The following is an 11,504-nucleotide window of genomic DNA, read 5'->3' as shown; positions in this document are numbered from 1 at the left end:
GCTCAAGGACCGCTTGACGCCGGCGCACGTCGTGATGCAGCGCCTCAACAACGCGGGGACCGCCGATCCCATCGCCAAGGCGCTGACCGTGTTGGGACGCTTGGCCAAAACGACCCACATCTTGCGCTACATCCACGAGGAACCGCTGCGCCGGGCCATCCAGCTCCAGCTCAACCGGGGCGAGTTCCGGCACATCCTCGCCAAATGGCTGTTCTTCGCCAACCACGGCACCTTCCGCACCGGCGACTACGAAGAGATCATGAACAAGGCGAGCTGCCTGAGCCTGCTGTCGAACGCCGTGCTGATCTGGAACACCCGCCACATCGCGCGCATCATGGCCCAGCTCCGCGCCGCCGAACAGGAGGTTCTCGACGAGGACATCACCCGTGTCTCGCCCCTGCTGCACGCCCACATCATCCCGAACGGCAGCTATTTCCAGTCGCCGCGGCGGCAATCGGTGCTCACCGAGGAGGTCGTTCGGTAGATACTCGGCCCCGCAGCCAACCCGGACCACAACATTGCGGGAAATACGCTTCCGTACGTTTCCGCACCGTTGGGCCTTCCGGCCCTTGATGCTGACGGCGTCTTCATGTCGCTCCTCCGGGACGATGATCGCATCGCCTGGAGAGCTTCGCCTGAATCCGCTGTCGCTCAGCTGACGCTGAAGGTTGATGAGCGCTTCCACCGCGACCCGCGGCGTACCGAGTTCCATGTCCGCGCAGATGACAGGGTCCAGCATCCACTCCGGCAACACGGTGATGATGCCGGGTGCCGCCTCGACGAAAACGAGAGGGCCGATAGCGCGCGCCTCGCTCCACATCACCCGGACACGGCGGCCATAAAGCGGATGCCAGCGATAATGGACGTCAACATCCTGCCCGGCATGGGCACAATGGACGGGCGATGGCCCTGGGGCGGAAGAATTGGCTGTTCGCCGGCTCGGACGGCGGGGGCGAAGCCGCGGCGGTGTTCTACACGCTCATCGAGACCGCCAAGAGCAACGGCCACAACCCGCGCCTCTGGCTGACCCGCGTCCTGGAGGCCATCGGGCGCGACCGCGACCTCACCGATTATAATGCACTCCTGCCCTGGAGCATGGCGCTGGAGCCCGCCGCCGCCTGAAGGGCGTTCCCCAGCCGCTTACGGCGGTGATGTGGCTGGCCCGCAAGGACAATGCGTCGCGATGCTGGGCAACAAAGCTGCTGGAACGTAAGCCGGCCAAGCTGGCCGCCGTGGCTCTGGCTAACAAGACCGCGCGCATCGCCTGGGTGGTGATGACACGGGGAGTAACCTACGCGGCGCCGAGCGCCGCGTAGGCGGCATTCGCCTCGTCGGCATCGGAAGGCTCGGCGGGGTGGATGGGCAAGGGTGGTGAGACGTGATGACGAACCGGCAGGACCGGGGATCGACCAAACCTACGGGGACCAAGCGCCGCCGAGCGCGATGAGCTGATTTGGGCGTCGATCCGCGGAATTCATCAAGGCCAGCAGCCAGCGGCTGCGACAACAGGCCGGACACATGGATGCATCCTTCTCGGCCAATCAGCATGGATTTCCTTCTTGCGCCGGAAGGGCCGTCCACCACATCGGCTCAGTCAGCGCGGCGAAGCAGGCGATGGGCTCCAGCGGCAAGCCCTGACCCGGCACACCATCCTGACACGACGGCGGTCCGAACCGCCGGGCAGAGCGCCCAAGGCCGGACCCCGACGACCCCGGGCGGCAACGTCTACCGCCTGGCGACCTTGCCCAGGACCCGCGCCGCCCCACCGAAGGCGTCGCGGTCCTTGACGTAGCGCGAGGCCACCTGGGCCGACTTCCAGCGGCCGGTCTGCATGAGTTCGGTGGTGTCGACGCCGCTCTTGGCCACCTCGGTGGCCATCCCGGCGCGCAGGCTGTGGGCCGAGAAGTCATATTTCTGGAAGAGGCCGAGGCGCTTCTGCTCGGCCTCGTCGGCGATCACCTGCCGGCGCACCTCGGCCACGAGGTCCTGGACGAGGGCGTTGATGACATGACCGGTCAGCGGGGTGGCCTTCGGCTTGCCCGACTTGGTCAGGGCGCAGAACAGCGGAGCCTCGCGGTCGAGCGGCCGGCCGCCGGCCATCACGGTGCGAGCCTCCAGCCACGCCTCCAGGGCGGCGCGCGGGTTGAGGTCGGGATCGTCGACGTCGGGCACGCCGGCAAGGCTGCCAAGACCCTCCTGGTCGGTCTTGCTGGAGCGGATGCGGAAGCGGACGCCATACAGGCCGTCCGCGTATTCATGGTGGACGTCGGCGTCCGAAACGCGCAGGCCCACGATGCCGGGCGGGCAGGCGCGCAGCAGGGCCCGCAGGAGCGCCAGGTTGATCGGATCAGCATCGTCGACGCCCTCGTTCCTCTTGGAGCGCCGGATCGCCTTGAGCAGAAGGCTGAGCCGCGGGTCGCGGCTGTCGATCGGCCGGCCGGCATGCTTGTGCGCAACCGAGATCGCCGACCAGTGCACATCGATGGTCGAGCGCTTGTAGACCGGCCGGCCGGTGACCGGGTCGCGGCGTTCCAGATGCGTAAGGTATTGGCTCAGCACCTCGACGTCGCCGCTCAACGGCTCGTAGCCCAGGCTGGCGCACCATGTGGTGAAACTCTTCCAGGCCGAGCGATAGGCCTTCCAGGTGCCGGCGCTGAAAGCAAGCGGCACGAGATCGCGCCGCCGCTGCTGCAGAGCCCGCACCTCCTCCAGCCGGTCGGCCGGCAGCACCATCGCGCCGTAGAGGGCGTGATGGACTCGATGCGGCCGGCGCGGTTGACCACCACGCCCTCGGCGACGGTGGCCTCGCGGAAGCCGAAATGGGTGCGGATTTCGGCGCGGTGGCGCTCGACCGTGCGCACCGTCGACGGCAGCGAGAAGTCGGTTGGAGCGTCTAGGGCGAGCTGTTCGGCGACGACGGCCACGGTGGTGGAATCGACGTCCGTGGCGCGGCGGGGAAACCGTCCCCGATCGCGAAAGAACAGCAGGAGCACGGCGAAGCCCGGCCGGTTCGACAGGTTTTGCCCATGACCAGCGCGTGCTCCGCCGGCGTCAGGATCCACCGCTCCGGGCGCTCCGTGACCTCGGCGTCGGGCATGGCGGGGGTGGTCCTTCGGAGGGGACGTCGTGGGCTACCAATTGTTGACAGAAGACGTATTTTGTCAAAAGTCTTGCGCTCTCATCCCAAGCCCACCGCGGGGTTCGCATGCCGTCCGCACCGCCGCCCAAGGGGCGAAGTGTCAAAAGTGTCGCCGCCCGCGCCGTCGACGACCACGCGCGGCGCAAGGATTTCCTCGGCAGCGCGGAAATCGCTTCACTGCTCGACGCCGCCAAGCACGGTCGGCACGGCGTGCGCGACCACCTGCTGATGCTGATGATGTACCGCCACGGCCTGCGCGTCAACGAGGCGTCTGGCCTGCGCCGCGACGAGATCGACCTCGACCAGGCCCGCGTGTGGGTGCGGCGCCTGAAGAACGGCCTCGCCGTCGAGCACCCGATCGCTGGCGACGAGCTGCGGGCCATCAAGCGCCACCTCGCCGCCCGCGCCGACGGGCTGCCCTGGCTGTTCGTGTCGGAGCGCGGCTAGCCGCTGACCCGGCAGTCCGTCAACTACCTGATCGCCGCGGCGGCCGCGCGCGCCGGGCTGCCGCACGTCCATCCGCACATGCTGCGGCACTCCTGCGGCTTCATCCTCGCCAACCGCGGCACCGACCTGCGCCTGATCCAGGACTATCTCGGCCACCGCGATCCCAAGCACACCGCCCATTACACCCGGGTGGCCGCCCACCGTTTCGAAGGGCTGTGGAGGACCTGACCGGATGGCCTCGAAGAAGACCGTCACCGCGGACAATCTCAAGGGCCTCGGGGTCGACCGTCTGGCCGGCATTCTCCTGGCCCTCGCCGACGAGGACGCCGGGATCAAGCGCCGGCTGCGCCTCGAACTGGCCGCGGGCAAGGGTGGCGCCGTCGTCGGGGCCGAAGTGGCCAAGCGGCTCACCGCCCTGCACGGCGCCCGCTCCTTCGTCGACTGGCAGAAACGCCCGGCCTTCGTGAAGGACCTCGACCTGCAGCGCAGCCTGATCGTGGACCGCGTGGCCGACAGCGATCCCGCCCTGGCGCTCGACCTGATGTGGCGCTTTCTGGAGTTGGCCAAGCCGGTGTTCGAACGGGTGGACGACAGCACCGGATCGGTCGGCGATGTCTTCCGCACCGCGTGCAACGACCTGGGAACGCTGGCGTCCAAGGCCGAGGCGAACCCGGCGGCGCTCGCCGACCGCGTCTTCACCGCCCTGTCCAGCAACGATTACGGCGTCTACGACCGCCTGGTCGAGGTCGTCCTGCCGGCCCTCGGGTCCACGGGCGTGGACCGTTTGAAGAGCCGGCTGACCGAGGCCCTGGCCGCCCGCGCGGACCGGGGCGGCGAACGGGACTGGCGGGCGACCGCTCTGCGTCGCGCGTTGCAGGATATCGCGGACTGGGTGGGCGACGTCAATGCGTACATCGCTCTGATCCCGGAGCCCGATCGGCACCGCTCGCAGGTCGCCGCCGAGATGGCGCGGCGTCTGCTCGCGGCCGGACGGGCAGCGGAAGCTTTGGCCGCGCTGGAAGCGGCCAAGCCGCACCGGCGTCCTGCCCGCGGCGGGGCGATCGACGACCTGGAACTGCTCGGATACCGCGGCGGCGACGGCGAGTGGGAAACGGCCTATATCGACACGCTCGACGCCCTCGGCCACCGCGAGCGGGCGCAGGCCTGCCGCTGGGCGGTCTTCGAGGAACGGCTGTCGGTCGAGCGCCTGCGCGCCTATCTCAAGGCCCTGCCCGACTTCGACGACGTGGTGGCCGAGGACAAGGCGATGGCCCATGCCCGCGCCTTCCCGCATGTCCTGACGGCCCTGCACTTCTTCCATGAATGGCCGAACCCGGCGGAGGCCGCCGAGCTGATCCTGGCGCGGCCCACCGAGATCGACGGCAACGCCTATTACCTGCTCGACCCGGCCGCCCGGTGGCTGGAGGGCCGCTACCCGCTCGCCGCGACGCTGCTGCGCCGGGCCATGATCGAGGACACCCTCGACGGCGCCAAGTCGTCCCGCTACAAGCACGCCGCCCGCCACATGCTGGAATGCCTGGCCGTGGCACCGACCATCGGTGACTTCAGGTCGTTCGAATCCCACGATGCCTTCACCGCGCGCCTGCGCGCCGCGCATGGTCGCAAAGCCGGCTTCTGGAGCCGTTACGCGGAGATCGCCGGTTCCAAACCCTGACAGCGACCCCGCGGATGACCACCTCGCACGCCAGGGTGGACAAAACGGTCAAGTGGCGGCTCGTGACAGAAGTGTTGGGTGCGGGCCAGGTAGGGCCAGTCGCCCTCGATGGGGCGGCCGAGGAAGGTCTTCACCCGTTCATCGATCTCGGTGCACAACCTGCTGACTTGGCTCTTGGAGATGCCCGACATCCCCATGGCCTGAACCAGGTCGTCTACCGAGCGCGTCGAGATGCCCTGGATCTAGGCCTCCTGCATCACCGCCGTCAGAGCCTTCTCGGCCATCCGCCGCGACTCCAGAAAGCCCGGGAAGTAGGAGCCCTTGCGCAGCTTCGGAATGCGCAGCTCGACGGTGCCGGCGCGCGTTTCCCAATCACGCTCGCGATAGCCATTGCGCTGCACTACCCGCTCGGCGGAGCGTTCGCCATGGCCGGCGCCGGTCAAGCCTTGCACCTCCAGTTCCATCAGCCGATCGGCGGCAAAACCGATCATCTCGCGCAACAGATCGGCATCGGTACCCTTCTCAAGCATCGTACGAAGCGCCATAATCTCATCGGTCATCGTGGTCAACCTCGGTCGAGGTTGTGTTGTGGTGACCAGACTTTACCGAAGATCCCCGATGGCCGCGCCGCTGTGGACAACCGGCCCGCCTACATCAGATATGGGAGCGCTTCGGCGGGCCGGTTCCCCACAGATCCTATACCACCCCGCGGGGCACGATCCCAGCGCACCGTACCGGGCGCGCACCAAGGGAATGGACGGGCGCGGTGGAGGTGGACGGCAACGCCTACGCGGTGCCCTGGCGGCTGAGCGGCGAACGGGTGCGGGTGATGGTGGAGGCCGGCACGGGCGCTCGACGCAGGACGCGCATCTGGCCGGCGTTGCCGGGGCGCCGGGCCGTCAGGTGCGGGCCACCCGTCCCGAGGAGGCCGCCCTGGCGCCGGCGACGCCGGCATCGCTGCACCCCTTGGTCGAATACGAGGCCACGGCCGGGGAAGGCTTCTGATGAACGAGCACGATCATCCGGTCGCCATGCCGAACCGTGCACTGGCGCTGTTCCGCGAGCGCGAGATCGCGCGGTGCGACCGGCGGCACCACGACCATTGCGTATTAGTGTAACATTTTATTCCCCTTGTATGGTGCAATTCGCGGTGATAGCGTTACAAAAAGGCGTTTATATTGATACTTTTTATCTGAATAAGGGTCGTCTCCTGGATTGAGACGCCATAGGATTGCAACATGCGCATAGATTTCCCGTCTCAAGAACCGGCACCGCCCGTGGCTTTGCCAAAAACATTGGCAGGATTTCGTAACTATCATATCGATCAAACAATCATTGTCTGCGGATGCGGTTCGTCTCTGAATCATCTACCCGACCCGCATCGCCATGTGACAATTGGTGTCAATGATGTCGGCCGTCTTTTCGATCCGACCTATCTAATGGTTCTAAATAACAAGGCTGATTTCAAGGGAGATCGATTTTCATACATTGAAAATAGCAGGGCAAAGGCAGTATTTTCTCAACTTGCTCTTAAGATCAATCATCAGAATTTGGTCAAAGTCAAGCTGGGGAGGCGCGGCGGAGTCGATTTTTCCGATCATAACAGTTTGAATTTTACGAGAAATTCACCGTATGTCGCCACCTGCCTGGCCATTCATATGGGCGCGCGCCGGATCGGGTTGATCGGTGTCGACTTCACCGACAATCACTTCTTCGGCCAGACCGGTCCCCATCCGCTGGCGCGGGAGATCGGGCAAATCAACGCGGAATTCGGCCGCCTATGCGCGGCGGCGGCGCAGTTGGGGGTCGAACTCGTCAACCTCAGTCCGTCCAGTCGTCTTGTCGCCGTCCCGAAACTTGCTGTCGACGCGTTCGTGTCACCGCCGAAGGGGGACGCAGTCGGCGTCGGGGACATCGATGCCAGCGGGTTTGTCCTTCCACCGATCGCGCCAATTGTCGAATCCGTACCGGGAAAAGCCATGCTGCCTCCAAGCCATCGTGTCACCGCCATTGTCGTCCGTTCCGCCGGCGACAGCTTCGCCGCCGTGCGCTGGACCGTGGAGTCATTGAAGCGCGGGGAATTGGTTCCGCGGATCGCCGTGATCGACCGAGCCGCGACCGGACGCGGCAAGGAAGGGGAATTGGAGGTGGACTGGCATGTCCGAGTCGCCGAACCGGACATTGATCGCGCTCGTGCCCGGAATATGGGCATTCCCTTCTGCTCCGAGGGGCTTGTCCTATGGATCGAACCGGGATTGGTTGTTTCGCAAACATTTCTCGCCGATGCCGTTGCAGAAATCATCAAAAGGCGGATCAGTTACTTGATTCCCTGGGCTTCGATCGCCGCGGTCGAGGACCCGGATAAACTCGACGAAGGTGATCAATTCCTCTCCTCCGGAGACCACGACGGGTACGGGGGCGTGATCTTGGCCCAACTGGGTTTTGTTCGCCGCATCGGAGGATACGTCGAGGGGTTTTCCGGCAGGGGGGCGGACGACGAGGCAATGTGGCACAAGGCCAAAAGCCTCGGCCTCGCGGCTGTAACCCGACATCATTTCCAGCATCTGACGTATCTGCCGGCCACGTGCGACGGGTCGCTCGTTTCGATCGCCGGGGAAAAGGCCCTTTGCGATGGCGATCGCGCCCTTCTGGACCACGTGCGCGCTCCGCGCACGACCGTACAGTTCCGCCGGGAGTTTCCTGCGCCGCGGCATTTCCCGGCCCCGTGGGGCGGTGGCGCCGCGATCACCGCCGTGACGGCCGCGGCCAAACCGGTCGTCGAGGAACTAGCAACACTCTTCGGGGATGCCGTCATGGCGACCGCAGAAACCGATCCGCCCGGGATCCCGGTTCCGGCGCCCGAACCCGGCCAATCCGTCAGGGACGCGGCCCTCGCCATGGCGTGCCGGATCGCCGCCCTGCCCCGGGAAAGTGGCACGATGGCCGCTCCCACGTTGGGGGGCGCGGACCAGTTTGAGGTCAGCGTCATCATTCCTCACGGCGGGGCTCACCGCCAGGCAACGCTTCTGCCGGTTTTGGAGCAACTGCAACGCAGTCTGGTCAAGCCGGAAATCATCCTGGTCGAAGTCGACACGGTCTGCCGTGCGGCGGCCGTGGCGCAAGGACGGGTTCACCGCCATGTCTGGGCTGCCGACGGCGCCTTCGAACGATCACGGAGCCGGAACCTCGGCCTTCCGTTCGCACGCGGCGAGTATATCCTCTGGCTCGACCACGACCTGTTTCTTCCGGAAGATTTCATCGGGAACGCATTGGAGGAGGCGAGAAGCCGAAAACTCGACATGCTGATTCCTTGGTCGGCCGTGCACTACCTGACCGAGGGCGAAAGTCGGCAGCTGGCGGCCGGCACACGGCCGCCCGAACATTTCGCCAGGGGCCGGGGGTGGCGCTCCGCCGACGGCGGCGTCGGAGGCGCGGTTCTCGGCCGCAGACAATTCTTTCTCAACCACGGCGCCTACGACGAACGCTTCCGCGGGTGGGGGTTTGAGGACGATGCGGTGTTCCTGCGCGCCCAAAAATTGGGACGCGCGGCAAAGACCAGTCGTCCCAAACACCCCATCTATCACCTGTATCACAAGAATGAAGGCATCCGGCCCAGCCTCGCGAGTGGCAACAAACAGTATCGGGAAAACCAGGCTCTGCTGGAACAGATGAAATCCTGCGCGGATCGCGAGCGGTATCTGGCGGAATTCCCTGCGCCCAGTCATTTTTCCTGCCCTTGGCAGGGGGGACGGCGGGTTCGTGCGGATTCGCGGACCGAGGGCGTGTTGCAGACGTTGCAGCGGTTGTACGGCCCGGAGATCGTCGCCAGCGCAGCCGGCGAGCCGGCGGATCTGGATTTGTCGACGCTCACGCTGCCGGTCGATGCCCTCGAAGCCGCGCGTGAGGCTGCGATCCGGCTGGCCCGCGGTGCGCCGGAGGCCGGCATGGTGAGCGGACCGTCGGTGCCGGCGGCCCCCCGGGCCACGGCCAATGTGCCGCCGTCCGCCCAAATCCCTCCCGGCCTGCCACCATGCACCCTGGAAGTCAGCGTCATCATTCCACACGGTGGCCCTGACCGGCAGGCCACGCTCAGGCCCGTGCTCGAACGGCTCGAACAAAGCCGGGTTACGCCGGAAATCATCCTGGTGGAGCTTGATCGGGAACCGCGCGCCAAGGACCTGGCGGCGAATCATGCGCACCGGCACGTATGGGCGCGTGACGTCGAATTCCAGAGATCGATTTCCCGAAATATCGGGATCCCCTTCGCTCACGGCGAGTATATCCTGTGGGTCGACAATGACATCTTGCTGCCGGACGATTTCATCGGGAAGGCGCTCGACGAGGCTCGAACCCGGGATCTCGACTGGCTGCTGCCGTGGAGCCAGGTGCGCTTTCTGACGGAGGATGATACGAGCGCGGTCATCGACGGGCGCAAACATCCGCAAGACTGCAAGCCGTTCAACATATTCTCCGGGGCGCGCGGCGTCGGCTCGACCGTTCTTGTCAGACGGGACTTCGTCGTCCGGTTCGGCGGCTATGAGGAAGCGTTTCGCGGCTGGGGTTACGAGGATCACGGCATTTATCTGCGAACGAGCAAGCTGGGGCGTGCCGGGCGGACGGTGCGCACCGACCAGATACTCCACCATCTCTATCATCAGCGGTCGGTGGGCTACCGCTCGCTGGCCCCGACACAGCATGCGGACTATGGCCGCAACGCGCAGTTGGCACAACGCATGCGCAGTTGCAGGGATGGAACGCATCTTCTGGATGCCTTTCCTGCGCCGGGCCATTTCTCGGCACCGTGGACGGGGACCAGGCGCGTCGCCGCGGACCATGACGCCCAGCCGGTCCTGGCGGCGCTCGCCGCTCTCTATGGGCCGCGCATCGTTCCCGCCGCTCCCGGCGAACCGGCCGATCATCGTCTGAGCGGGGCGGCGCCCGACCCATTCGAGGCGGCGCTTTCAGCGGCCTGCCGGATTGCCAGAGGCGATCCGGGCGCCCCGTCGGCCCTGCCCGGCCCCGGGGCGGCGACCGCCGATCCCGTGGCGCCGCCCGGCCGCGCGCCGCGTGCCGCCGTGCCCTCCGAAAAGGCCGCTCCCGAGACGACCATCGAGCCGTCGGAACTCTGCTTTGCCGCCTTGTGGTCGGGGATGGCGGCGGGGATGCGGCTGCTGGATTGCAGTCTGGATTCGGGCCAGCTCGAACCACGGATCACCGCCCTTCATCCACGCATGGTCTACGAGCGCGCTGCGCCCGATCGGTACCCCGGACTGGAAGCCTTTGCGGACGGTTGCTTCGACCGCGTGATGAGCGTGTCGTCGCTGGATCGGCTGCCGCCCGAGGTCTCCGAACGTCATGCGAGCGCGATGGCCAGGGTGCTCCGGCCCGGCGGGTTGGCCGTCGTGACCGCGGTTGATGCCGATCGTGCGGCCGCGCATCTGCGGCGGGCCGGACTGGAGCCGCTGCGGCGGTGCCGTCTTGAATCCGGCGCTTTCGGATTGATGTCCCGCCGTCCGGGAGGCGAGCCGATCTCTTCGGCGCGCACCATGGTGCTGGCGTTCGGACGCGGCGTTCCCGGCGGGGCGGCGCCGGAGGCTGCGCAGGCAAGCCTCTGGCGGGAGGCCGCGATCCTGGGGCGGATGGGGCATCGGGTCAGGCTGGTGATGGATGGCGCGATCCGGCCGCCGGCGGATGCCGCCGCGGCCGGGGTGGCGCTCCATTGTCTCGTTCCGCCCTCGCCGCCGGGGGCTCCGGCAGCGTTCAACCGCATTCTGGAGGCCGCCTGGGAAGCCGGGCCCGACTACATCCTGCTCCATGATGGGCAAACCACGCTGCCGCCGATGCTGGTGGCGAGCATGCTCTGCCATCTGGAGGGAGTGTCGTCGCGAGTCGGGTGGATCACCGCCGGCGGTTTGGAAGAGACCGCCGCGATTTTCGGTCTCCGCAACTTGCCCCTCGTTTCGACTGCCCGGCCGCATGGCTTTCGCGTCGGCCTCTTCCGGGCGGGTGTTCTGGAAGCGCCGGCCGGCTGGACCGTCCGGGGCGGAGACGTCGAGCTTTCGGCGCTCCCGGAGTCGACCGACGTCACGGGATTCAATCTGCCCGAAGGATCGATGCTGCTGCATTCCTTGGCGGAGTCCCGGGGATCGGCTGGTCGTTTGGCCGGGGTTGCCGCCGGCTAGCGGGATCCTGAGCGTCGCGCCGACGCGGCCGTGCGCGATGGGCATCCCTTGCACGCCGCCG

The 11,504-nt window shown here is 66.7% G+C and carries 6 protein-coding genes and 4 pseudogenes; 7 read left to right on the top strand and 3 right to left on the bottom strand.

What is annotated here, in order from left to right:
- The 3 genes and pseudogenes from I71_RS19335 to I71_RS37570 form a co-directional block, all read left to right on the top strand.
- On the top strand, nucleotides 1-484 hold a 484-nt coding region (locus I71_RS19335; RefSeq protein ID WP_148294290.1), incomplete at its 5' end, for a Tn3 family transposase.
- Between the two features lie 419 nt (nucleotides 485-903).
- Nucleotides 904-1,122, top strand: a complete 219-nt coding sequence (locus I71_RS19330; protein ID WP_049976199.1) for a transposase domain-containing protein — start codon at nucleotides 904-906, stop codon at nucleotides 1,120-1,122.
- 65 nt (nucleotides 1,123-1,187) lie between these two features.
- Nucleotides 1,188-1,316, top strand: a pseudogene (locus I71_RS37570) (IS110 family transposase); the annotation flags it as partial.
- Between the two features lie 409 nt (nucleotides 1,317-1,725).
- On the opposite strand, the gene I71_RS19320 reads toward I71_RS37570, so the two are convergent.
- Nucleotides 1,726-2,733, bottom strand: coding sequence for a tyrosine-type recombinase/integrase (locus I71_RS19320; RefSeq protein ID WP_042696641.1), 1,008 nt, complete (start codon nucleotides 2,731-2,733; stop codon nucleotides 1,726-1,728).
- Between the two features lie 68 nt (nucleotides 2,734-2,801).
- Nucleotides 2,802-3,062, bottom strand: a pseudogene (locus I71_RS41045) (DUF4158 domain-containing protein); the annotation flags it as partial.
- A 143-nt stretch (nucleotides 3,063-3,205) separates the two neighbouring features.
- On the opposite strand from I71_RS41045, the pseudogene I71_RS39900 reads away from it, so the two are divergent.
- Nucleotides 3,206-3,814 (top strand): annotated as a pseudogene (locus I71_RS39900) (tyrosine-type recombinase/integrase).
- 4 nt (nucleotides 3,815-3,818) lie between these two features.
- Complete coding sequence (locus I71_RS19305) at nucleotides 3,819-5,261, top strand: DUF6880 family protein (protein ID WP_042696635.1); 1,443 nt, start codon at nucleotides 3,819-3,821, stop codon at nucleotides 5,259-5,261.
- An 86-nt stretch (nucleotides 5,262-5,347) separates the two neighbouring features.
- Here the strand turns inward: I71_RS19305 and I71_RS19300 are convergent.
- A pseudogene (locus tag I71_RS19300) lies at nucleotides 5,348-5,821 on the bottom strand (transposase); the annotation flags it as partial.
- Nucleotides 5,822-6,014: 193 nt separating this feature from the next.
- On the opposite strand from I71_RS19300, the gene I71_RS37565 reads away from it, so the two are divergent.
- Together I71_RS37565 and I71_RS19290 are read left to right on the top strand one after the other, a co-directional pair.
- Complete coding sequence (locus tag I71_RS37565; protein ID WP_148294289.1) at nucleotides 6,015-6,266, top strand: hypothetical protein; 252 nt, start codon at nucleotides 6,015-6,017, stop codon at nucleotides 6,264-6,266.
- A gap of 233 nt (nucleotides 6,267-6,499) precedes the next feature.
- A complete protein-coding gene (locus tag I71_RS19290) occupies nucleotides 6,500-11,443 on the top strand; it encodes a glycosyltransferase (RefSeq protein WP_083897265.1) in 4,944 nt (1,647 codons plus the stop codon).
- Nucleotides 11,444-11,504 lie beyond the last annotated feature (61 nt).

The organism is Azospirillum sp. B506 (assembly GCF_000333595.1).
In the GTDB taxonomy this organism is placed as follows: Bacteria; Pseudomonadota; Alphaproteobacteria; order Azospirillales; family Azospirillaceae; genus Azospirillum.
Note: the sequence above shows the minus strand (reverse complement) of the source record. Positions and strands in the feature narration are given on the sequence as shown.